This is a genomic window from Arcicella rosea (genome assembly GCF_040543805.1).
GTDB lineage: Bacteria > Bacteroidota > Bacteroidia > Cytophagales > Spirosomataceae > Arcicella > Arcicella rosea.
In genome coordinates this window covers 746,127-769,957 of the sequence record NZ_JBEUMS010000001.1, presented here as the reverse complement: position 1 = coordinate 769,957, position 23,831 = coordinate 746,127, and the positions used below count along the sequence as shown (strand labels likewise).

16 protein-coding genes, 1 tRNA gene and 1 riboswitch are annotated in these 23,831 nt (G+C 35.1%); of the genes, 10 read left to right on the top strand and 7 right to left on the bottom strand.

Annotated elements, in window-relative coordinates:
• Positions 1-237: 237 nt before the first annotated feature.
• Entirely contained in the window at positions 238-813 is a 576-nt protein-coding gene (locus tag ABID42_RS03435) for a peroxiredoxin-like family protein (protein WP_367282435.1), read from the bottom strand.
• Positions 814-1,037: 224 nt separating this feature from the next.
• Between ABID42_RS03435 and glyA the strand changes: the two genes are divergently transcribed.
• Both glyA and ABID42_RS03425 read left to right on the top strand, forming a co-directional pair.
• The gene (glyA, locus tag ABID42_RS03430) at positions 1,038-2,330 is read left to right on the top strand and encodes a serine hydroxymethyltransferase (RefSeq protein ID WP_367282434.1); all 1,293 of its coding nucleotides are present in this window, start codon (positions 1,038-1,040) and stop codon (positions 2,328-2,330) included.
• Between the two features lie 157 nt (positions 2,331-2,487).
• The gene (locus ABID42_RS03425) at positions 2,488-3,915 is read left to right on the top strand and encodes a sulfatase family protein (protein WP_367282433.1); all 1,428 of its coding nucleotides are present in this window, start codon (positions 2,488-2,490) and stop codon (positions 3,913-3,915) included.
• A gap of 54 nt (positions 3,916-3,969) precedes the next feature.
• On the opposite strand, the gene ABID42_RS03420 is transcribed toward ABID42_RS03425, so the two are convergent.
• From ABID42_RS03420 to ABID42_RS03410, 3 genes are all read right to left on the bottom strand, one after another.
• Positions 3,970-4,043 (bottom strand) — tRNA-Asn (locus tag ABID42_RS03420).
• Positions 4,044-4,204: 161 nt separating this feature from the next.
• A complete protein-coding gene (gene rsmG / locus ABID42_RS03415; RefSeq protein WP_323258230.1) occupies positions 4,205-4,840 on the bottom strand; it encodes a 16S rRNA (guanine(527)-N(7))-methyltransferase RsmG in 636 nt (211 codons plus the stop codon).
• 154 nt (positions 4,841-4,994) lie between these two features.
• The gene (locus ABID42_RS03410) at positions 4,995-6,116 is read right to left on the bottom strand and encodes a glycosyltransferase (protein WP_367282432.1); all 1,122 of its coding nucleotides are present in this window, start codon (positions 6,114-6,116) and stop codon (positions 4,995-4,997) included.
• A 184-nt stretch (positions 6,117-6,300) separates the two neighbouring features.
• Between ABID42_RS03410 and tgt the strand changes: the two genes are divergently transcribed.
• From tgt to ABID42_RS03390, 4 genes are all read left to right on the top strand, one after another.
• Positions 6,301-7,434, top strand: a complete 1,134-nt coding sequence (tgt, locus tag ABID42_RS03405) for a tRNA guanosine(34) transglycosylase Tgt (RefSeq protein ID WP_323697501.1) — start codon at positions 6,301-6,303, stop codon at positions 7,432-7,434.
• Positions 7,435-7,704: 270 nt separating this feature from the next.
• The gene (locus tag ABID42_RS03400) at positions 7,705-9,894 is read left to right on the top strand and encodes an SLBB domain-containing protein (RefSeq protein ID WP_367282431.1); all 2,190 of its coding nucleotides are present in this window, start codon (positions 7,705-7,707) and stop codon (positions 9,892-9,894) included.
• A 9-nt stretch (positions 9,895-9,903) separates the two neighbouring features.
• On the top strand, positions 9,904-10,965 hold the full coding sequence (locus ABID42_RS03395) for a GNVR domain-containing protein (RefSeq protein WP_367282430.1): 1,062 nt from the start codon (positions 9,904-9,906) through the stop codon (positions 10,963-10,965).
• A 176-nt stretch (positions 10,966-11,141) separates the two neighbouring features.
• A riboswitch (TPP riboswitch) is annotated at positions 11,142-11,238 on the top strand.
• A gap of 108 nt (positions 11,239-11,346) precedes the next feature.
• Positions 11,347-13,821, top strand: a complete 2,475-nt coding sequence (locus ABID42_RS03390) for a TonB-dependent receptor (protein ID WP_367282429.1) — start codon at positions 11,347-11,349, stop codon at positions 13,819-13,821.
• A 70-nt stretch (positions 13,822-13,891) separates the two neighbouring features.
• Here ABID42_RS03390 and ABID42_RS03385 read toward each other — a convergent pair whose 3' ends face one another.
• The gene (locus ABID42_RS03385; RefSeq protein ID WP_367282428.1) at positions 13,892-15,226 is read right to left on the bottom strand and encodes a DUF4419 domain-containing protein; all 1,335 of its coding nucleotides are present in this window, start codon (positions 15,224-15,226) and stop codon (positions 13,892-13,894) included.
• A gap of 161 nt (positions 15,227-15,387) precedes the next feature.
• Positions 15,388-15,747, bottom strand: a complete 360-nt coding sequence (locus ABID42_RS03380) for a DUF6984 family protein (protein ID WP_367282427.1) — start codon at positions 15,745-15,747, stop codon at positions 15,388-15,390.
• 331 nt (positions 15,748-16,078) lie between these two features.
• Here ABID42_RS03380 and ABID42_RS03375 point away from each other — a divergent pair, with 331 nt between their 5' ends.
• A complete protein-coding gene (locus ABID42_RS03375) occupies positions 16,079-18,391 on the top strand; it encodes an ATP-dependent helicase (protein ID WP_367282426.1) in 2,313 nt (770 codons plus the stop codon).
• Between the two features lie 154 nt (positions 18,392-18,545).
• Here ABID42_RS03375 and ABID42_RS03370 read toward each other — a convergent pair whose 3' ends face one another.
• Entirely contained in the window at positions 18,546-19,544 is a 999-nt protein-coding gene (locus tag ABID42_RS03370) for a sulfite exporter TauE/SafE family protein (protein WP_367282425.1), read from the bottom strand.
• A gap of 80 nt (positions 19,545-19,624) precedes the next feature.
• Between ABID42_RS03370 and ABID42_RS03365 the strand changes: the two genes are divergently transcribed.
• The 3 genes from ABID42_RS03365 to ABID42_RS03355 all read left to right on the top strand — a co-directional run bounded on the left by ABID42_RS03365 (position 19,625) and on the right by ABID42_RS03355 (position 23,825).
• Positions 19,625-20,029, top strand: coding sequence for a hypothetical protein (locus ABID42_RS03365; protein ID WP_367282424.1), 405 nt, complete (start codon positions 19,625-19,627; stop codon positions 20,027-20,029).
• 405 nt (positions 20,030-20,434) lie between these two features.
• Positions 20,435-21,007, top strand: coding sequence for a carboxymuconolactone decarboxylase family protein (locus ABID42_RS03360; RefSeq protein WP_367282423.1), 573 nt, complete (start codon positions 20,435-20,437; stop codon positions 21,005-21,007).
• A 58-nt stretch (positions 21,008-21,065) separates the two neighbouring features.
• Positions 21,066-23,825: a TonB-dependent receptor gene (locus ABID42_RS03355; protein ID WP_367282422.1), complete on the top strand. Its 2,760-nt coding sequence runs from the start codon at positions 21,066-21,068 to the stop codon at positions 23,823-23,825.
• The last annotated feature ends 6 nt before the right edge of the window (positions 23,826-23,831 follow it).

Genomic DNA, 23,831 nt, shown 5'->3' with positions numbered 1-23,831 from the left:
TTCAACATAGGAGCAAAAATACCATTCTCCCCAGTAAGAGGTTTGCCAGAATAAAGACCTTTTATCGCTTCTTGCTTAAAAGTCTCAAAATCAAAATTGTCAGGAGTCTCCATAATAAAGTGTGTCTGAGTAAAAGTAAAAAAATAAACTTAAATTTAAACTGACACAGTTCGGTGAACAGACTCCATAATTAACATTTTCAAATCACCAAATCTTCAAATTTTCAAATTCAATCCCTTACAGCTTCATCAAAACATCTTTAATTTCTGCTCTTTTCTGGTAATTTTCGTCGAAGTGAACGAACTCTATTTTACCGTTCTTCCCAATTACGTAAGTTGCAGGTACAGGCAACATCCAATCTCCTTGTTGTTTTTGCAAATCTAAACCATAGCCTTTGTACTTGGTTTGTAATTCTGGCGACATCTCATACGCTACCTTCCACTGTTTCATAATAGCTCTGTCTTTATCATAAATAATTGAAAATGTAGCCTTTGTTTTTTCAACGGCTTTACTGATAGATTCTTCTGGTTCGGGCGTTATGGCAACTACAGTAGCATTTTTTGCAGAGAAATTGGGTAAAGCTTCTTCTATCTGGCTCATATATTTATTGCAGTACGGACACCAAGCTCCACGATAGAACATCACGACAACCTTTCCTTTTTTCGTTAATTCTTTTAAACTAACAATATTTCCTGCATGATCTTTCGCTGTAAAATCGGGTGCTTTGTCGCCAATTTTTAATGCTGTTGGACCATCTTGTGCAAAAACAGATAAAGCACTGATTGTTAGCAGAATTGTTAATAACTTTTTCATTTATTCTGTTGATTTTAGTTGAATTTTCCTCACAAATTTCAAAGATTTTACTTTCTTGGAAGGTAAGCTTGCTGACATTTAGAAAAATGTTTTCACAATCCATTTTTAAGCAGTATTTTTACCGATAAATTCACAGGTTATTGATGAATTTATAACAATTTGTTGATTTTCTTTAACAGAACCAACCATGTACGGCTTTTTAACCCGTGCAATCTTCTAATAAAATGGCAACAGCAACTTTCACGCTCGAAAGAGATACCGAAATTTTCAACTTGATTAATCAAGAAGCTCACCGTCAGGAGTACGGTATCGAATTGATTGCTTCAGAAAACTTTACTTCAAAGCAAGTAATGGAAGCTCAAGGCTCAGTTTTGACAAACAAGTATGCAGAAGGACTACCGGGCAAACGTTATTATGGCGGTTGCGAAGTAGTTGACCAAGTTGAAACAATTGCTATCGAGCGTGCAAAAGCATTGTTCGGTGCTACTTGGGCAAACGTTCAACCTCACTCAGGTGCACAAGCAAACGCTGCGGTTTTCTTGTCTTTCTTGAACCCAGGCGATAAAATTTTAGGTTTCAACCTTTCTCACGGTGGTCACCTTTCGCATGGTTCTCCAGTAAACTTCTCTGGAAAATACTTCCAAGCGTTTTTCTACGGTGTAGAACAAGAAACAGGTTTGATTGATTGGGATAAAGTAGAAGCTACTGCTTTGAAAGAACAACCAAAATTGATTATCTGTGGTGCTTCGGCTTATTCTCGTGATTGGGATTATGTACGTTTACGTGCTATTGCAGACCAAGTGGGTGCTATTTTGTTAGCAGATATTTCTCACCCATCGGCTTTGATTGCTAAAGGTTTATTGAACAACCCAATGCAACACTGCCATATCGTAACTACAACTACACACAAGACGTTAAGAGGTCCTCGTGGTGGTTTGATTATGATGGGTCAAGATTTTGAAAACCCATTCGGTTTAAAAACATTGAAAGGCGAATTGAAAACAATGTCAGCTTTATTAGATGGCGGTGTTTTCCCAGGTACACAAGGTGGTCCATTAGAACACGTAATTGCCGCTAAAGCAATTGCTTTCGGAGAAGCCCTTACAGATGATTTCCAAGCGTATGCTGAACAATTGCAAAGAAATGCCAAAGTAATGGCACAAGCATTTGTTGACAAAGGATATAAAATTATCTCTGGCGGAACAGATAATCACTTAATGCTTATCGACCTACGTCCAAAAGGATTGACAGGTAAATTGGCTGAAAACACTTTGATTAAAGCTGATATTACTATCAACAAAAACATGGTTCCATTTGATGATAAATCTCCATTTGTTACATCAGGTATGCGTGTTGGTACTGCTGCGATGACTACTCGTGGTATGAAAGAAGCAGAAATGTTACACATTGTGGAATTAATCGATAGCGTATTGATGAACCACGATAACGATACATATTTAGGTTCAGTGAAAACAGAAGTAAATAAATGGATGGAAGCATTTCCATTATATGTTTAATCATTTCATTGATTGATTCGAAACCCTGATAATTTCACAATTATCAGGGTTTTGTTTTTATACGGCTTTTAGCACCTCATTTTAATCTCGGATAAGAAAAACTGAAAATTTGCCTATATTTCTACATTCATTACAACAAGAACCTAAAATATAAATCATGAAAATACAGTACAAGCCGCTATTAGGCATTTTCTTTATTATCCTTTCACTTTTTTCTTTTCAGGCTAGTCAACCCAAAACAAGAAAACCTAATATTGTTTTAGTTTACTTTGACGACATGGGTTTTGGCGATATAGGTAGAACTGGTGCAATTGGTTACCAAATACCTAATATGGATCAAATGGCAAAAGAAGGACTTTTCTTTTCTCATTTTTATGCTCCACAAGCTGTTTGTTCTGCTTCAAGAGCGGGATTACTTACGGGTTGTTATCCTAATCGTGTTGGTTTTAGTGGTGCTTTAGACCATACTGCTAAAGTAGGTTTGAATCCAGAAGAAGAAACTATTGCAGAACTATTAAAGAAACAGGGATATTCAACTGCTGCTTATGGTAAATGGCATTTGGGACATCTTCCTGAATTTTTACCTACCCAAAATGGCTTTGACGAATATTTTGGACTTCCATATTCAAATGATATGTGGCCAAATCATCCAGTGGCTAAAAACTATTATCCTCCTTTGCCTTTGATTGAAAACGATAAAGTAATTGCTACTAACCCCGACCAAAGTCAGTTTACCACACAGTTTACAGAAAAAACTATCGGATTTATTCAGAAGAATAAAGACAAACCTTTTTTTGTGTACTTGGCTCATCCAATGCCACATGTTCCTTTGTTTGTTTCTGATAAATTCAAAGGAAAATCAGAACAAGGACTTTTTGGTGACGTTCTGATGGAATTGGATTGGAGTATTGGACAAATCAGAAAAACACTAGTAGATTTAAAATTAGACGAAAACACGATTGTTATCGTGACTTCTGACAATGGTCCTTGGTTCAATTATGGAAATCATGCGGGCAGTGCAGGAGGCTTTAGAGAAGGCAAAGGCACAACATGGGAAGGCGGACAACGTGTCCCTTGCTTGATGACTTGGAAAGGAGTAATTCCAGCAGGAGTAGTTTGTAATAATATTTCTTCGGGTTTGGATATTCTGCCAACTATTGCAGAAGTAACTGGAGCACCACTTCCTACAAAGAAAATAGATGGCGTTAGCCTTTGGAAATTGCTACAAGGAGATTTCACAGAAAAGCCACGAGATACTTTTTTATATTATTATCGTGCAAATAATCTTGAAGCTGTTCGCCATGGAAAATGGAAATTAGTATTCCCTCATGCAGGACGTACCTATGAAGGATTTACTCCCGGAAAAGATGGTTTACCCGGAGCTGTAAATGAAAACTATAATTTCATGGGTGGTTTATTTGATTTGAGCAAAGACCCAAGCGAGCGATATAATGTTCAGCTTGATTTTCCAGAAGTAACCAAAACATTAATGAAAATTGCCGATGAAGCCCGTGAAGATTTGGGTGATGATTTGCAGGGTAAAGCTGGAAAAAATAGAAGAGCAATTGGAAAGAGAGCGAATTAGACTTGGAACATATAAAACAAAAAAGCCTTAAATCGTATGATTTAAGGCTTTTTGCTCCCTCTCCTGGGCTCGAACCAGGGACCCCATGATTAACAGTCATGTGCTCTAACCGGCTGAGCTAAGAAGGATTGTTGTTAATCGTGATGCAAAAGTAGTCCGTTTTTGAATATCATGCAAGTGTTTTCTATGAAAAAAATATCAAAATTTTAAAGAAAAATGTTTATTCCTTGATTTTCAGAATATTACAAATGATATTTTTTTACACTTTTTTGCTTTTGAAAAGCCCTTTTTAACTCATCGGAACGTGAACTACCATCTTTGTTTCGAAAAACTCTTCCTCAAAATAGTCTGAAAGTTCAAAGGTCCTTGTTTTTTTGCCTAATTCCTTCAATTCTTCTTTCATATCTCCTCCTTTTAGATACAAAATGCCATTCTTCAGTTTATTGTAATTGTTGATGTTTACTTTTCCTTTCACCCAACCGTAAAATGGTAAAAGACGAGTAACTGCACGGCTTACGATAAAATCATATTCTCCATCAATTTGTTCGGCTCTGATTTGTTCTGCTTTTACGTTCTCCAAACCTAAGGCATTGGCTACTTCGTTTACTACTTTGATTTTCTTCCCAATGCTATCAACTAAGTGAAATTGGCAGTGCGGAAACATGATTGCTAATGGGATTCCTGGAAAACCTCCTCCTGTGCCAACATCCAAAATCTCAGTAAAATCTTTGAAGTTAACGACCTTCGCTATGCCTAATGAATGCAAAATATGTTTTTCATAAAGGTTATCCATATCCGTTCTTGAAATCAAATTGATTTGCGCATTCCAATGTGCATATAATTCTCCCAACTGTGCAAATTGTTGTTTTTGCTTTTCAGTAAGTTGTGGAAAATACTTTTCTATTAATGTATGGTTGTTTGTCATGTTCTTTTTATTAATTGTGATTGAGTGAGTTTTGAATTGTGGATTATTTGCAGATTTTCGCTCCCAAAGCTCCCCTCTCAACAGGAGAGGAGTCGGGAGTGAGGTTATGATTATTCTGTCATTCTGCACTCCAAGCTCATCATTCAAAACTCCTTTATTTCCATCTCATTTTTTTCTTTCTGGGAATCAGATTATTTACGCCCATAATCAAAAAGTAAAGTGTAAATATAAAATCCCAAAGTGGGAGTGTTGCTGATTTAAAAATATTATCAAAACGCTGATTGGCTTTTGCAAAAACTATCCACTGAGCGATTAATCTCAGTGCAAAAACACCCAAAACTGCATATAAAAGTACTGTTTGAAGCGTAAAAGGAATTAATACTAACAATAAAATCCAAGAAAATATTTGAGTGGAAGCCAAACTTCCTAAGATTAATTTGTTTTCAAAACGGTAATATTTACTGACCGATAAATGTCTTGTTTTCTGACGATACCAAGCTTCCCAAGTACTCTTTGGTACAGAATACATAAAAGTATCTGGATTCAAACAAACTGTTGTATTTTCCGCAGTTGCTACATCATTCATAAATAAATCGTCGTCGCCACCTACAATATTGGTATGTTTTGCAAAACCTTTGTTTTCAAGAAATAATGATTTTCGGTACATCAAATTTCTACCTACGCCCATGTATGGCTGTCCTTTTATTGCCAGTGAAAAATATTGCAATGCCGTAATAAAGGTTTCGTAGCGAATCAATTTGTTCAAAAATGAGCTTTCTGTATAATAAGGCGAAAAGCCTAAAACGATTTGTTTTTCTGACAATAAACATTCTGCCATTCCTTTTATCCATTCTTTACTTTGCGGGCGACAATCGGCATCAGTCAATAAAATAACATCGTATTTCGCTGATTTTATGCCTAAAGTCAAAGCATATTTTTTGGCTGAAAGATGTGCTGGTGTTTTTTCTATTTGTATAAATCTTACTCGTTGAAATGCCGAACATTCTTTCATTAAATACTCATGCGTGCCGTCCCAAGAGCGATCATCCATGATGATTACTTCAAAATTTGGATAATCTTGTTCATCTAATAATGGAATCAACTCTTTTAAATTTTCTAGTTCATTCCATGCACAAACAATTACGGATACGCCTTCTGAAGTTATTTCTTCCTGAATCGGACTTTCATGTCTGTTGACTTTGGCGAAAACGAATAAAATAAAAAACAGTTGAAGACCAACAGAAAATATGTATATGCTAAATAGAAAGGGTATCAAGGTATTAAATATCAGTTGGTTAATCTTTTGGGAGTGCAAAGATAAGTAAAAGCCTAAAGGCTATCGGTAAAAGAAGAAAGATTTGTTGATAAAACTCGTAATTTTGTAAGATTTCCGTAAAAATAAATTCAGAAAGGATAATCATATTCCTTTTCTTGGTCTTATAATCCTTTTTGTTCAGCAAATGACTTTCGATATACAACACAATGACCCCAATTCTAAAGCCCGTGCAGGTGTACTTCAAACCGACCACGGACAAATAGAAACTCCTATATTTATGCCTGTCGGTACGGCAGGTTCGGTAAAAGCTGTGCATCAGCGTGAACTGAAAGACGATATTCATGCCCAAATTATTTTGGGAAATACTTATCATTTATACTTGCGTCCGGGTTTGGATATTATCGAAAAAGCGGGCGGTTTACATAAATTCAATGGTTGGGATAAACCTATTCTCACGGATTCGGGCGGCTACCAAGTATATTCTTTGGCAGGAACTGGTAGAAAAATTAAAGAAGAAGGCGTTACGTTCAAATCTCATGTTGATGGTTCAAAACATTTCTTTAGTCCTGAAGGAGTAATGGACATTCAGCGAACCATCGGTGCAGATATTATCATGGCTTTTGATGAATGTACTCCTTATCCTTGCGAATACGGCTACGCTCGTGAATCTATGGAAATGACGCACCGTTGGCTAAAACGTTGTTGTGAACATTTCGACCGTACCGAACCAAAATACGGTTACAGCCAAACACTTTTCCCGATTGTTCAAGGAAGTGTTTATAAAGATTTAAGAGTAAAATCTGCGGAAGTAATCGCTAGTTTTGAGCGTGAAGGAAATGCCATTGGTGGACTTTCGGTAGGCGAACCTGCCGAAATGATGTACGAAATGACAGAAATGGTAACGGATATTTTGCCAAAAGATAAACCTCGTTACTTAATGGGTGTGGGTACTCCTGCCAATATTTTAGAAAGTATTGCTTTAGGAATTGATATGTTCGACTGCGTGATGCCGACCAGAAATGCACGAAATGGAATGTTGTTCACGACAGAAGGAACGATTAATATGAGAAATGAAAAATGGAAAGATGATTTCTCACCAATCGATTCAGGCATTGATTGTTATGCAAGTAATTTTTATACAAAAGCATATCTCCGCCATTTATTAAAAGCTGATGAAATGCTAGGAGCAATGATTGCCAGTGTTCATAACCTTAGTTTTTACTTGTGGTTGGTTGGTCAGGCAAGAGAGCAAATCATTGCTGGTACTTTCAAAACTTGGAAAGATGCAATGGTTGTAAAATTGATGCAACGCTTGTAAATCAAAAAATATTTAGGCTCAACTCTTCCTTTGAATAATTTTATTTCTTATTTTTAAGGAAGAGTTCTCTATCAATCAGACAGTTATCACCTGTAAATTGTTACGTTAATGAGCCTACAAACAATATCTTGTGGGAAATATAATTCCTACATTTGCTACATCTTTTTCTTTTCTTTCATTTTTTGCCCTAATATTTTAGCGCAAAAGAAACTCAACGATTTTAGCGATGAACAACTGAAAGCTTTATTTCTAAAAGCTCAGGCAAATGGCATGTCCGAATCGCAAATCAAAGAAGCCATGTTACTGAAAGGTTACTCTTCTGCGCAATTTGATACACTTCAAGAAAGATTTACCAAAAAGTATTTTAACAATCTTCAACCGAATTCTCCAAAAGAAATTTCATCGAATCGACAAATAATCAAACCCGCAATTCCTTTTGTCAAAAATGATTCTTTCGAACATCATTCTTCCAAACCTGCTATTTTCGGAGCATCGCTTTTCACGCAAAATAATTTAAGTTTTGAACCAGATTTACGCATTGCTACGCCCAAAAATTATCAATTAGGTCCAGACGATGAGTTGAATATTGATATTTTCGGAAATGCTTTGGATAATTATAAAGTAAAAATCAGTCCAGAAGGAACGATAAAGATTCTCAATCTTGCTCCGATTTACATCAATGGATTAAGCATTGAAACAGCTTCTGAAAGAATTATCAAACATCTCCGCCAACTTTATCAAGGTATTAATCTTCCGCAAAGTGGCGTTTCAGCACAAATTACTTTGTCGAATGTTCGAAGTATTAAAGTAACGCTTACGGGTGAAGTCAATCGTCCTGGCACTTATACCATTTCGTCATTGGCAAGTGTTTTTAATGCACTTTACTTGTCTGGCGGCCCTTCTGAAAATGGTTCGTTTAGAAATATTCGGGTCATCAGAAATAACAAAATCGTCAGAATTATTGATTTGTATGATTTTTTATTGCGTGCCGACCAAAAAGATAATATCAGATTGCAAGACCAAGATGTAATCAGAATTGCAGATTATGGAACAAGGGTAGAAATAACTGGCGAAGTAAAACGTCCGATGATTTTTGAAGTAAAATCTACCGAAAACCTCAAAGAAATACTACGTTTCGCTGGCGGATTTACGGATAAAGCTTATACCAATTTAATTTCACTCAAAAGAAATACGGCAACAGGTTTAAAGCTTTTCAACATTACTGAAAACGAAGTATTGAATTTTATGCCTAAAAATGGCGATAAATATACGGTTGGAGCAATTCTGGATCGCTACGAAAATAGAGTACAAATAAAAGGCGCTGTTTTTAGAGCAGGGGAATATGCTTTGGAAACAGGACTGATTACGGTAAAAGAATTAATCAAAAAAGCCGAAGGATTGAAAGAAGAAGCCTTTCTAAATCGTGCTACAATTACTCGAAAACAAGAAAATAACGAACCCATTATCATTGCTTTTGATGTTGGTAAATTGATTAGAAACGAAATTTCGGATATTCCTTTACAAAGAGAAGATATTGTCGAAATCAGTTCCATTCCTTCACTTCAAGAAAAAAGAACGGTTAGCATTTACGGAGAAGTAAACAAAACTGGTGTGTTTGATTTTGTAGAAGGATTAACAATTGAAGACTTGATACTTTTTGCCAAGGGTTTTACAGATGCTGCAAGTAATACTGAAATTGAGCTTTCAAGACGGATATTGGATAACGATTCAAGTAACATTAATCACGAACAAGTGAAAATTTTCACCTTTAAAATTGACCGAAATTTAAAAATTTCACCTGAAAATTCAGGATTCAAATTGCAAGCCTTTGATAGAATTTATGTTCGTAAGTCGCCAAATTATGCCGTTCAAAAATCGGTAAGGATTGATGGAGAAGTGAATTTTTCGGGCGTTTATACGATAAAAGATAAATCTCAACGCATTACAGATTTGATTCATTTGGCGGGAGGTTTGAAAAAAGAGGCTTTTCCGAAAGGAGCAAAATTTATACGAGACAGTTCAGTGTTGGCGATTGATTTAGCTTATATTTTACAAAACCCCAATAGTTCGGACAACCTTTTATTACGTGATGGTGACCACCTTGAAATTCCAAGAACTTTAGAAACTATAAAATTATCAGGAGAATTCTTGAATCCAGTTGCGGTTACTTTTCGTCAACATCTTAACGTAAAAGATTATATCAGACAAGCGGGAGGTTTCACAGAAAAAGCTAACAAACGAAAATTGTATATAAAATACGCCAACGGCATTTCTGATAAAATCCGCACTTTTCTATTTTTCCATACTTATCCTAAAGTTGAACAAGGAGCAGAAATCATTGTTCCAAGCCTACAAAATGAAAATGTCCACAAACTTTCTACAGGCGAACGCATCGCTTTAGTGGGAGCAATTACTTCGGTTTCCTATTTATTGGTCAATATCAGTAACAACTTAAAATAAATCTATGCCATGAAATCTAATCCTATTTTTAATAATTTCAAGCTCTTCCCTTTGCTTCATTTAATACTTCAGAAGAAATGGAAAATATTCATTTTTAGCACTTTATGTACTTGTTTTGGGGTTTGGATAGCTTATAATATTCCAAATGAATATACTTCACAAGTGCAGATTTTACCCGAATTGGAAATCAAAGAAGGAACTGAAAGTATGAATAATTTTAAATCTTTGGCTGGACTTGCTGGCGTTGACCTCAGTAGTTTTGGTTCGACAGAAGCCGTTCGCCCAGATTTATATCCGAATATTTTGCAGAGTACACCTTTTTTGATGCAACTACTTCATTTAAAAGTTCGCTCAATCGAACATCAGCGAGAAATGCTTGTTTCGGATTATCTAAAGGAATGTAGTAAAAAGGAAATACTTGTAAAGCTCGTTGGGGAATCTAATAAAAGTGAATTTCAGAACTTGAATGAACCAAAAATTACTCCAGAATTGATTCATTTGAATAAAGAAGAAGATTTACAAATCCGAGAATTGCATAAAAGAGTTGTGACTTCTTTAGACAAAAAAACAGGTGTAATTACAATGTCAGTAAAAATGCAAGACCCTGTAATTGCCGCTACGCTTGCCAAATTTACCCAAGATTATCTATTAAATTATGTGATTCAGTACCGAACAGAAAAAACCCAAAAAGACATAGATTTCTTATCCTCACGAATCAATGAAGCACAAAAACATTATGAAAAAGCCCTTTTTGCGTACTCACATTATCAGGACATGAATAGGAATTTATTCTTGAACATCGCCAAAGATGAAGGCAAAAAATTACAACATGAAGTAGAATTGGCTTACAATCTTTACACTCAATTAGCTACGCAATTAGAAGAAACGAAAATTAGAATTCACAGAGAAACACCCGTTTTTAAAGTACTAGAACCTGCACAAGTGCCTGTGAAGAAAAGTAGTCCGTCGAGGGGAATTATCATTGTAGGCTTTACTCTGTTAGGTTTATTCATTTCAGTTGTAGGTATTACGGTTAGAAATTTTCACTTTTCTGAAGTCTTCAAGGCTTGAGTACCTGTTTAATAAACTAAAAACCTAAAATTGTATACCCTCAAGTCTCAAAGTCAGTAAATCCTAAAATCTAAAAAATAGTCTTGATTCTTGTCTCTTGTGTCTAAAGTCCAAAATCCTCAAGTCTCAAAATAAAAAAATACAATTTATCAGTTTTCGTCATACCTTTGTCTTACAATCACAAAAAGGGGTGCCTTAATATAACGGGCTGAGATTATACCCACTGAACCTGATGCGGGTAATTCCGTCGAAGGGATTTTGTAAATTTGGTTTTGCGTTATAATGACGTAAACAGATTTAAAATCAATCAATCACATAGGGTTTCACATTGTTAAATCTAACGGGATTTGACTCCTTTGCCTGTTGTTAATCTTTTCAAAAATGAAAAATTTAACGACTAATCTGAGAAATCTGTCTATTCAGGCAGGTATCATCAAGCATTTCGTTGCCATGATTTTTTCTTCAAAGAATCAACATTTTGCTATTTTAAAGTATTCAAATCTTTTAGTTTTAATACTTTTTCTCTTCACAAAATCATACGCCCAATATACTATTTCAGGAAAAGTATTTGACGCCGAAAGTAATAAACCTTTGGCTGGAGCAAACATTGTTTTAGTGAATGCAGTAAGAGGAACGCAAAGTAATGTACAAGGTGTTTTCACCCTTAAAAATGTAAAAAAAGGTACTTATACTTTGAAAATAAGCTTTGTAGGTTATGAGAAAAAAATACAAGTAATTGATTTACAAAAAGATGCTACTTTCAAATTCGAACTTAGTAAATCTACTTTTGCCGCAGATGAAGTAGTAGTAAATGCTACTAGAGCCAATGCAAAATCAGCCATTGCTTTTACGGATGTTTCTAAAGAAGATATTCAGAAGCAAAATCTTGGTCAGGATATTCCTCAATTATTAAACTTTACACCTTCGTTAGTTTCTACTTCTGATGCTGGTGCTGGAGTGGGTTATACAGGGATTAGAATCAGAGGAACAGATGCTACCAGAATCAATGTGACTATTAATGGCATTCCTTTGAACGATGCGGAATCTCAAGGTACTTATTGGGTAAATACGCCCGATTTGGCTAGTTCGGTAAGTTCAATCCAAGTGCAGCGTGGCGTGGGTACTTCTACCAACGGTGCTGGTGCTTTTGGGGCATCAATTAATATTTCTACTAACGAATTCAGAAAACAGGCTTATGCCGAAATCAATACTGCTTATGGCTCATTCAATACTTTAAAAAACACTATTTTAGTTGGTTCTGGTTTGGTAAACGATAAATTTACTTTTGATGCTCGTTTGTCGAAAGTTACTTCTGATGGTTATATCGACAGAGCTAGTTCTGATTTAAAATCATTCTATCTTTCGGGAGCTTACTTTGGAAAAAAATCTTTTGTTCGTCTGAATGTTTTCTCCGGAAAAGAAAAAACCTATCAAGCTTGGGAAGGCGTATCAGAAGCAACTTTGCCGATAAATCGTACTTTCAATTTATATACTTATCCAAATCAAACGGATAATTATCAGCAAGATCATTATCAATTACTTTCTTCGCATACTTTATCAAATGTGTGGACATTCAACTTGAATTTCCATTATACTTATGGGCGTGGATATTACGAGCAGTTTAAAGAGCAAGATAAGTTTTCAAAGTATGGTTTACCAAATATTGTATTAAAAGATACCACGCTTACTAAAACAGATTTAGTTCGTAGAAAATGGTTAGATAATGATTTTTATGGAACAACTTTCTCTTTTGATTATCAGGGTATTAAGAAGTTAAAAGCTAATATTGGTGGTGGATTAAATCAATATGATGGTCGTCATTATGGAGAAATCATTTGGGCGCAATATGCTTCTACTTCAAAATTAGGAGACAGATATTATAACGGAACGGCACAGAAAACGGATTTCAATATTTATGGAAAAGTATTCTATCAGCTTACTGAAAAAATAAATGCTTTTGCTGATTTACAAGTAAGAACTGTAAATTATGAAATTAAAGGAACGGATGATAATCTTTTGAACATCGGACAAAAAGTGGATTATAAATTCTTTAATCCAAAGTTTGGAGTAAGTTACCAAATAGCGTCTAATGCTTCGGCTTATGCTTCTTACAGCGTAGGCAACAAAGAACCTAACCGTTCTGATTTTGTTGATAATGTTGGTGCAACACCTAAATCTGAAAAGTTGAACGATTTTGAAGTAGGTTATAAAGTTCAAAAAGGAAAAGCTGCTTTTGCTTTGAACGGTTACTTTATGAATTACAATAACCAATTGGTTTTAACTGGAAAATTGAATGATGTTGGTTCGCCAATTCGTGTAAACGTTCCAGAAAGTTATCGTTTAGGATTAGAAGTAGAAGCTGGTGTTCAATTGAATAAAGCTTTGAAAATTAATGCAAATGCTACTTTGTCGGAGAACAAAATCAAGAACTTCACAGAATCAATCTATAATTACGATAACGAAACACAAGTAGCTTTGCCAACGCTTAGCAAAACAGATATTGCTTTTTCACCAAATGTAATTGTGGGGTCGCAAATTTTATTTACGCCAGCTAAAGGTTTAGAATTTGGTTTATTGTCTAAATACGTTGGCAAACAGTATATGGACAATACTTCTAACGAAAACCGTAAATTGAATGCTTATTTTACAAATGATGTTCGTGCGATTTATACTGTAAAAGGCAAGACTTTGAGAGAAGTAAATTTCAGTTTCTTAGTAAATAACCTTTTCAATACTTTGTACGAATCTAACGGTTATACTTACACTTACATTTATGAAGGAACAAGTTATACCGAGAATTTCTACTATCCACAAGCTGGAATAAATGTAATGGCTGGTGTTAGTTTGAAGTTTTAAGTAAAGATTTCAAAATGAAAAGGCTAGTTACTTCAAGATAAGTAACTAGCCTTTTCATTTTAAAATACTTTTATTCTCTTACTTCCCCATTAATCTTCAATTTAGTATTAGGTAGTAATTTTCTAATTCTTTGCTCTTCTTCCGCAGAAATTTGCCCTTTTAGTTCAAGATTTTCGATTGAAATTTTGGCTAATTCATCAGGAATACGAACAGTTTTGATGAACGACAAATGTAAATTATCTATTTTCTGCAAAGAGTAAATATCGTTTGGTATGGTTTCAATATTGCTAATTGATAAATCGTCGATTTTTTCTTGATACCTAAATTCAGATTTTTTCGGGTCGAAAGTATTTTTATTATTGATTGCCCAAGCGATTTCTGGCTTTAGTGTATAATCATTTTTGTTTTGCGACAAACCTACAAAACCCGCCCAAAACTCCATTTTATAACTCTTTTTGTTTCGTACATCTTCTAAAATAAATGGCACTTTCACCAATTCAGAAGCCAAATCGTTGATTTTTAAAATGGGTTTTAAATCTGTCTTTTTACCTTCTTTGGTATAAGGGAAAAACTTAACAATCCATCCGTCAATGGTTGTGGGCGAACCATACTTTTTCTCGGTATGTACTTTTACCATATTCATCCAGAAATCTTTCTTGAAATTGCCTTTTTTAGTTTCAATAATTTCCTTTAAAACAGGTTCAAGCTCCGAAGTCCACCAAGTTAAATTGTATTTAGAAACATATTTTGTTTTGTCGAGTACCTTTTGCCAATCTTCAACTGTTCCTTCAATTGTAATTTTTGGTAGCCCACAACCAATCACAACTATTTTATAATTGAAGTATTCTTTAACGGTTTCCATCACCGTAATTTCGCTCACAATTCTGCTTGTTGGCGTAGTTGTACTAAAATCAGAAGTGAGTACTGCTGTTAATTTGTTGCCAGTATAATCACTAATCTGATTTGTGAATTGTGGAAAAAGTGCTTCCCAATTACTGTTAGGGTTCCCAATTTGAATATCGTTTGAAACAATATTCAAGGTTTTTCTGTCTTTAAAGCCAACAAGTTCTTTTCTGAAAGTTTCTGAATTATTCGAAATGTGTCGAGCAAAACCTTGACTAATCAGCAACCACATAATATCTGGCGAAATTGTAAAAGGGCGATGCTCTTTATAAGCTGTTATAATACCAGTTAAGAAAGGATGTTCTCCGAAAGTAACAAGGCTGTCTGGAAGTTGAGAGTTTTTTTCAATATCTGCTTTCAAGAATTTAAAAACATTACTTGAAGGTGTTTGATAAAGAAATTTCTCAGGTTTCGAGAGTGTTTCTATTTCAAAAGTGTTGGGATTTTGGCAGAAAGAAGCAAAGCTCGTTAAAGCCAACATAGAGGTGATGATTGTTTTCATGTGTTAAATATGATAGAGTTGTGTATAAATTAGAATATTACTCTTTGTAGAGAAGTACTAAATTACAAATATTTTAATTGCTTGGTTTTCAAATAGTAATTTTTATCTGAAAGATAATTCTAACGCAGATTTATCTTTCAGTTCGTAATTGTTTTCATAGCTTAAAGCTCAACATTATCATCAGGAAGTTCTCTCACTTCCACTTCCTCAGGTTTAGGATAAGTAATCAAAGCAGAGAAATCTACTTTCCAGAAGTCTAAATCCAATAGTTGGTTACTCTTGTTTTTGGTAAGGGTAATCAATACTGGTGTTTCGTCGGTATCAGTGTATTCAACCTGAATTAAATCACCATCGTATTCATCTGGATTTTTATTACCAATACTGATACTCCCCATTTTTCCACCTTCGTATTCAAATACTTCTTCGTCGATAGGATAATCTTCTATCGTAAAATTCAATTTGGCTAAAAGGTGAATAATTAATGCCTTTTCGTTATCTCTTATTTTTCTGGTTTGATTCATGTTTTTAATTGTGAATGAGTGAATTAGTGATTTTTGAGGTTTAAAATGATGTGGTTTTAACTGATTTTAATTTGATAAAATATTAATCATGTTTTAAACTCTCTCATCATTTGTCTGAATTAGCTTCTAAAATCTTGTTTTTTACTATTAGCGGGCGAATTAATTCGCCCGCTAATAGTAAAAAACGCTTCAAAATTACGGCTTATTTTCTTAGAAGATGAGCCTTTCAATTGCCCTTTCTCTATCATTTCTAAAACAAAGCCGTGTTCATACCAAGCCCTCCCTTATTTTTTCGTAATTTTGAGGTCAATTCAAATTGAATTAAAAATTTATGGATTATTTAAAAGGATTAAACGAACCGCAACGTGAAGCGGTACAACATATAGATGGCCCTTTGATGATTATTGCAGGTGCAGGTTCTGGTAAAACTCGTGTTCTTACTTATCGCACTGCTTATTTAATCGAAAAAGGCGTTGACCCATTTCAGATTTTACTCCTCACTTTTACCAATAAAGCCGCAGGCGAAATGCGTCAGCGTATTGAAAATGCGGTTGGAAATGACGGTAAAAACCTTTGGATGGGTACTTTTCACTCGGTTTTTGCAAAAATACTTCGTTTCGATGGTAAGCATTTGGGCTATACTTCCGACTTCTCAATTTATGATACTGATGATTCAAAATCTTTAATCAGAGCAATCGTAAAAGAGCGTGGACTGGACGATAAAGTATATAAAGCCAACGTGATTTATAACCGTATTTCAGGTGCAAAAAACCGTTTGATTGGTCCAGATGAGTACTTGAATAATCCTGTAATTGCGGCAGATGATGCAGCAGCTAAATTGCCAGAAATGGGCAAATTGTATAAGCTTTATGCTTTGCGTTGTTTCCAAGCCAATGCGATGGACTTTGATGATTTGTTGTACAATACCAATATTCTCTTTCGTGACCACCCTGCGGTTTTGGATAAGTATCAACGCAAATTCAAATACATTATGGTAGATGAGTTTCAGGATACGAACATTTCGCAGTACTTGATTGTGAAGAAATTATCGGAATTATCGAAAAATCTTTGTGTGGTTGGTGACGATGCTCAGTCGATTTATGCTTTCCGTGGTGCAAGTATTGATAATATTTTGAATTTGGAGAAAGATTATCCAAATATGGCAACCATTAAATTGGAACAGAATTATCGCTCAACGAAAAATATTGTGGAGGCTGCCAATTCTATTATTGCTAAAAACAAAAATCAGTTAAAGAAAAAAGTATTTACAGAAAACGAAGTAGGTTCATTGATTGAACTCATCAAAGCTAATTCTGATAATGAAGAAGGTCGATTGATTGCGACGCATCTTTTTGAATCTAAAATGGCTCTTGGTTTAAGAAATACCGATTTTGCTATTTTGTACAGAACCAATGCTCAATCAAGGTCTTTTGAAGAATCACTTCGTAAACTGAATATCAAGTACAGAATCATTGGTGGATTATCATTCTATCAACGTCGTGAAGTAAAAGATTTATTGGCGTATTTCCGCTTTGTAGTCAACCAAAAAGATGAAGAAGCTTTTAAAAGAATCATTAATTTACCGAAAAGAGGAATTGGCGATACAACGATTGCTAAAATTGCAGTAACGGCTTCTGAAAATCAGATTTCTGTTTGGGAAGTAGTTTCAAATATCAAACAGTTCCAAGCAGGACGATTTGCTGATACCATCGAAGGTTTTGCTGACTTGATAAAGTCATTCAAAATCATGGTTGAAGCCGATAAAAAAGATGCTTATGAAGCGGCTTCGCACATTGCCAAAGCATCTGGTTTACTCAGAGAATTACATGAAGATAAAACGGTAGAAGGACTTTCTCGCTACGAAAACGTGCAGGAATTATTGAACTCTATCAAAGAATTTGTGGACGATAATGAAGTGGAGGAAGAAGATAAATCGCTTTCGAGTTTCTTGCAAACCGTTTCGTTATTGACCACAGCCGATAGCGATGACCCAGATGGCGATAACGACAGAGTAACTTTAATGACGATTCACGGAGCAAAAGGTTTGGAATTTAACCATGTCTATGTGGTTGGGATGGAAGAAGACCTTTTCCCAAGCCAAATGATGTTGCAAAGTAGAGCGGATTTAGAAGAAGAACGTCGTTTGTTTTATGTAGCGATTACTCGTGCTGAAAAGAAACTGATGATGTCTTACGCAGAATCTCGTTATCAATACGGACGCTTGAAACCTTGTGAACCAAGTCGTTTCTTAGATGAAATCGACCCACAGTATTTGCAATTTGCTAAAAATATTCGTCGTCCAGAAGAAAAACCAGCTCCGCAAGGTTTTGTAAGAATGACCAATAGAGAGCAAAAAGCACCTGATTTTGGTACTTCAAACAAACCAACTTCTACGGCAAGTCTCATTGCTAAACCTGCTCCACGTCCTGTTGTTGGGAATACTTATATTCCTTCACAAGATTTTGTGCCAAGTGATACCAAAAATTTAATAGAAGGCGACCGAGTAGAGCATTTAAAATTTGGTTTCGGAAAAGTAAAAAAGATAGACGTAAACGGAACCGACCGTAAAGCAGTGATTCAATTTGAAGGAACAATTGGTGAGAAAACACTTTTATTGAGCTTTGCTAAGTTGAGGATTTTGTAATCTAATAAGGTTTAACATACAAAGAGCCATTAATATCAAATTAATGGCTCTTTGTATTAAAATAGGGCTATTAAGTTCTAACCCTTATCACTAGCGGGTGACTTAAGTCACCCGCTAGTGATAAATGATTTTACTTTTATGTAAAGGCACATCCCTACTCCTCCACCATTCTACTATTCTTCACATTAGCCAAATACACAAAAGTACTCAAACCTGCCACGAGCGTTACTAAACACATAATCAGTTGTAAAAGATTAGGTTTAATAACCCACATTGCTCCAATAAATTGAACGATTAAAATAATGTATAGAAAGGTTGCAACTGCTTTTCTAGGCACTTTATTGATGACAAAAGAACCAAGTGGCGCAAAAAATGCAACAAAAGGAATACAAGCCAACCACATTTCAAAAGCCTCTGGTTGAAAATCATTAATCAAACCTGCATGAAGAAAGAAACCCAAAATCGTTTCAAGTGTCATGATAATTACTGAAGAAGGCACGGCTACTTTTTCGTCAATACGATAATAAATCGTCATTAAACAGAAAGAGAAAATGTTAATACCTGTTCCAAAAATAGAAGAAATCATTCCTCCGACCAATCCAAAAAATAGCAATCTCGCCATATCTGAACGTTGAAACGATTGAATTTTATCGAATACTTCACGCTTTGGTTTGGTATTTTCATACCATAAAACCAAACCAAAACTTAGCCAAAGGGATACAAAAAAGAGTTTTGCCAAAGGCGGAGAAATAAGCGGAACAATGTAATAAGTACCGAAAATCAATCCAAAAATGCCTCCGAACGTGACATATTTAATATAATTCCACTCAACTTTTATTTTTAAGTTTAAAATCAGTAAACTTGCTGAAGTCATTCCAATACTTTGAATAGCGAAAGCAAAATTTCTGGCAATAGCTGGGGGGATTTTGAGGAGTAAAGTAAAAACTGGATAAGCAATGGCGGCACTTCCTTCGGGACTAGAACCCGCAATGAACGAACCGAAAATCATGGTAAGTACAGCATATCCATGTTTCATGAAAATATAGAAACTATCGGTGGATACCATGTAATATGTCCAAACACTCAATACCACTATCAAGAAAGACAAGTAAAGCCAAGGCAATTTGATTTTTTTCAGTTTGTCGGTTTGCATCAATAAAAATCTTTAATTTTACGGGTAACAAAGGTAAACGCATTTTTCAATTATAAAAATTCTCATTCAAGAGTATCATTATGCAAAATATAGAGGAAATACTTCAAAAATTGATAGCCGAGCATAATTTCTTAAAAGATATGCAAGAACGCATCGTGGGCAACCATGATATTATGATTGAAAACCAAAAGCGTAATGCTGATAATCATGATTTGGTGATTCAAAATCAATCAACGATTATCAAAAACCAAGAAATCATTGTCAACAATCAGGTAAGTATTATTCGTAACCAAAGACAAATTGCGGATAACCAAATTACGCTTTCTGTGATGTTACAAACGCAAACTTATTTATTGAATTTAGTCAAGAAGCTTTCTGGTCAGGAAGAATCTTTTGAAGATACTGAAAAGTTTGTTCAAGCCTTAAAAAAACAAACGATTGATAATTTAAGTAATTCTTCTTTGAACGACCCACAAACACTTTAGAGAAAAATTACCCATCATATTTTGCCAGAATGATTTACATTATTCTGGCATTTTTATTTGTGCTTATCTCAACGTTCTTCTATCACTCTTTTCCAGATTTCCCTCTTCTTGAAATTCCATTGTTTTCCTCTTTTTCGGAAAAACAAAAATCGTCAATTCTAACAATAAAGCCTAAATTTTACTTTGATAACTTCTTTGAATTGCTTGTTTACTTCATATTCCTACATTTTCGACTAAGTTTTAAATTTCTTGATTAATTTATATTCCGAATATTTGGATTTATTTATTATTATTCCATAAATTTGGAATAATAATTTCATACAATTATTTCTGAGATAGATGCAATTGTGTGATTGGAATATGTTTTCCTGTCCATTATCGAAAATAAATTAATCCCTAACAATCATGCCTTATATTCCATTGGAAAGTCATTTGCCAGGCATTACTGGTTTGCTTGAATATCGCCAAGATACTGCTCAACCCATTCGTGAACTCACTCAGATTTTACTTCGTGGAGAATCTACTCTGACAGAAGGCGAGCGAGAATTAATTGCCACTTTAGTTTCGTCGCAAAACCAATGTAAGTTTTGTACAACTGCACATACAGCGGCGGCAAATATTCTTTTGGGTGAAACAGAAACTTGCGAAATGGTAAAAAAGGATTTTGAATCTGCACCAGTGTCAGAAAAGATGAAGGCTTTACTAGCAATTGCGAGTCATGTTCAGCAAAATGGCAAAAATGTTACTGCTCAAGATGTAGAACGAGCTAAAGTTGCTGGCGCAAGCGACCGTGAAATTCATGATACTGTTTTGATAGCCGCTTTATTTTGTCTTTACAACAAGTACGTGGATGGCTTGGCAAGCGTAACGCCAACAGAACCTGCTTTTTATGAAAAATTAGGTCAACGCATCACGACAAATGGCTACAACAGAGTACCAGCCATTTATGAACAATTGAAAAAAGAAGCACTTGCTTAAGACATTTTGAAAATCTGACTCCCCATAAAATTATCCAATTATTCAATCTTAATTATCTATGAAAAAAATCTTTACACTAAGCATTATATTATTTCACTCACTTGCTGTTTTTGCACAAAACTTTACAGGAAGTATCACAGATGCTGAAACCAAAAAGCCATTGGCGGGTGCAAGTGTTAGAATCAAAGGGAAAAACATTGGTACTGTTACAAATGCAGAAGGTTTCTTTAGTTTAAAAACTTCTGCAAAACCTCCATTTACCTTAATCTTCACCATGATTGGTTTTGAACGCCAAATGGTTGAAGTAACTGATAATTCGACAATTGCGATTTCATTAAAATCTGGAGATGAATTATTACAACAAGTAGTGATTTCTGCTTCGAGAATAGAAGAAAATATTTTAAAATCACCTGTAAGTATTGAAAAAATTGATGCGAAATCCATTCAACAAAGTCCATCGGTAAGTTTTTATGATGCCTTGGTCAATGTAAAATCATTGGATATGGTTACAAGTGGTTTGACTTACAAACAAATCAATACTCGTGGATTTAATTCAACAGGAAATAGCCGTTTTTTACAATTGATAGATGGCGTAGATAACCAGTCACCCGGCTTAGGATTTGCGGTTGGAAACCTTTTTGGTTCTTCAGATTTAGACGTTGAAGGCGTTGAATTAATTCCGGGAGCAGCTTCAGCACTTTATGGACCAGTGGCTTTTAATGGTTTATTGATGACGACAACCAAAAATCCTTTCAATTATCAAGGATTATCTGTTCAAACAAAAGTCGGTATCAATCATGTTTCGGATAATGCTTCTGGTGCAAAACCTTTCACTGATTTTTCATTGCGTTATGCCAAAGCCTTTAACAATCGTTTTGCCTTCAAATTAAACGCTTCTTACTTAAAAGGAACGGATTGGTACGCTAACAATTATACCGACATCGACCCAAATACTCCTGTTGCACAGCGTGGAGCCAATAATCCGGGAAGAAATGCCTTGAATATTTATGGAGACGAAGTGGCTCAAACCATTCAAGGAATTGGAAGAGTTTCTCGTACTGGTTATGAAGAAAAAGATTTAGCCAATTATGGTGTTTACTCTACCAAATTGAATGCGGCTTTACACTATAAAATCTCTGAAAGTTTAGAAGCTATTTATCAAGTAAATTATAGTCAAGGCACGGCAAATTATACAGGAAGTAGCCGTTTTGCTTTGAATGATTTCAAATTGATTCAAAATCGTTTAGAATTAAGAGGTTCAAACTTTTTTATCAGAGGATATTCTACAGCAGAGCAATCGAATCATTCTTACAACACTCGTTCATTGGGACAATTGATTAACCGTACTTGGGTAAGAGATTTAAACGGAAATGTAGTGACACCAGACAAAGCTGATGCTACATGGTTTGAACGTTATACAGCTGCTTATACAGGAAAAGTAGGAAGTGTTACTGGGCAAGACCATTCAGCAGCCAGAGCATTTGCTGATCAAGGACGTTTTATTGCTGGTTCAAGTGATTTTGAACAACAAAAAAGTAAATATATCGCTACCGCAGGATTGGGCGGAGCAGGCGTATTGAGTAACAGTAAATTGTATCACGTAGATGCTCAGTATGATTTAAGTCAAGCATTGAAAGTAGTAAATCTATTAGTTGGCGGAAGTTATCGAGTATATGATATGGAAACTAACGGTACTTTATTTGACGATAAAATCAATAAAGTAAGTGTGAAGGAATTTGGTGTTTTCGCTCAGGCTTCAAAAGCAATTTTAGAAGATAAGCTAAAACTTACACTATCAGGGCGATATGATAAAAACGAAAACTTCAATGGCAGTTTTACGCCAAGAGCTTCGGCAGTATTTTCTCCTTCCGAAAATCATAATTTCAGAGCGTCTTACCAAACAGGATTTAGAAACCCAACTGTGCCAGACCAATTTATCAAGTTGAATGTTGGTCCAATCATTATTTTGGGTGGTGCTCCTGCCAATAGTGTAGGCTTAAATGCTTATGAAAATTCGTTCACTGCGGCTTCTGTTGGTGCATTTGCCAGTGGTTTTTCAAGCGATTTGCAGAAAGGAGTGCCTTTCCCAACAGCTGTTGAAAACAATAAAAGTAAACTCGTAAAATCAAATGTTCCTTATATCAAACCAGAACAAACACAAAGTTTTGAAATTGGTTATAAAGGTTTGTTAGCCCAAAAGCTTTTGGTAGATGTGAATTATTACAGAAGTACTTTTAAAAATTTCTTGATTAACCAAGTCGTAATTCGTCCTACCAACAATGTTTTAAATTCGGATGGCACGATAAACTCTGCAGCAGCACAAGATATTTTAGGTGGAAAAACACAGGCTTTCCAGCTTTATACCAATGCGGCAGATAAAGTAAGTTCGCAAGGTGTTTCTTTGGGTTTAACGTATTTCTTACCAGAAAACTTCAGAGTTGGTTTCAACAGTACTTGGTCTGATTTTAATATTTTGGATGCTAATCCAAACAATATTCCAGCTTTCAATACTCCTCGTTGGAAAACCAATTTAACCCTCAGCAATTCAAAAATTACAGAGCGTTTAGGCTTTAGTGTAGCTTGGCATTGGCAAGAATCATTCGATTGGTACGGAACATTTAATGAAAACCGTCCGGGCAATATTCCTGCATATAGTTTAATAGATGCACAAGTAAATTACCGTGTGCCAAGTTTGAAAACTACTGTAAAATTAGGAGCGAACAATCTCACAAATCAATATATCGTACAAGCTTATGGTTCGCCAGCGGTGGGTGGACTGTATTATGTTTCTTTAACTTTTGATGAACTATTCAGATAGATTTTA

Excerpts from the sequence above, each read along its gene's own strand:
- ABID42_RS03425 (WP_367282433.1), top strand. The coding sequence starts at position 2,488 with ATGAAAATACAGTACAAGCCGCTATTAGGCATTTTCTTTATTATCCTT.
- ABID42_RS03375 (WP_367282426.1), top strand. The coding sequence starts at position 16,079 with ATGGATTATTTAAAAGGATTAAACGAACCGCAACGTGAAGCGGTACAA.
- rsmG (WP_323258230.1), bottom strand. The coding sequence starts at position 4,840 with ATGACAAACAACCATACATTAATAGAAAAGTATTTTCCACAACTTACT.
- ABID42_RS03360 (WP_367282423.1), top strand. The coding sequence starts at position 20,435 with ATGCCTTATATTCCATTGGAAAGTCATTTGCCAGGCATTACTGGTTTG.
- glyA (WP_367282434.1), top strand. The coding sequence starts at position 1,038 with ATGGCAACAGCAACTTTCACGCTCGAAAGAGATACCGAAATTTTCAAC.
- ABID42_RS03365 (WP_367282424.1), top strand. The coding sequence starts at position 19,625 with ATGCAAAATATAGAGGAAATACTTCAAAAATTGATAGCCGAGCATAAT.
- ABID42_RS03370 (WP_367282425.1), bottom strand. The coding sequence starts at position 19,544 with ATGCAAACCGACAAACTGAAAAAAATCAAATTGCCTTGGCTTTACTTG.
- ABID42_RS03355 (WP_367282422.1), top strand. The coding sequence starts at position 21,066 with ATGAAAAAAATCTTTACACTAAGCATTATATTATTTCACTCACTTGCT.
- ABID42_RS03395 (WP_367282430.1), top strand. The coding sequence starts at position 9,904 with ATGAAATCTAATCCTATTTTTAATAATTTCAAGCTCTTCCCTTTGCTT.
- ABID42_RS03400 (WP_367282431.1), top strand. The coding sequence starts at position 7,705 with ATGTCCGAATCGCAAATCAAAGAAGCCATGTTACTGAAAGGTTACTCT.
- ABID42_RS03380 (WP_367282427.1), bottom strand. The coding sequence starts at position 15,747 with ATGAATCAAACCAGAAAAATAAGAGATAACGAAAAGGCATTAATTATT.
- tgt (WP_323697501.1), top strand. The coding sequence starts at position 6,301 with ATGACTTTCGATATACAACACAATGACCCCAATTCTAAAGCCCGTGCA.
- ABID42_RS03385 (WP_367282428.1), bottom strand. The coding sequence starts at position 15,226 with ATGAAAACAATCATCACCTCTATGTTGGCTTTAACGAGCTTTGCTTCT.
- ABID42_RS03435 (WP_367282435.1), bottom strand. The coding sequence starts at position 813 with ATGAAAAAGTTATTAACAATTCTGCTAACAATCAGTGCTTTATCTGTT.
- ABID42_RS03390 (WP_367282429.1), top strand. The coding sequence starts at position 11,347 with ATGAAAAATTTAACGACTAATCTGAGAAATCTGTCTATTCAGGCAGGT.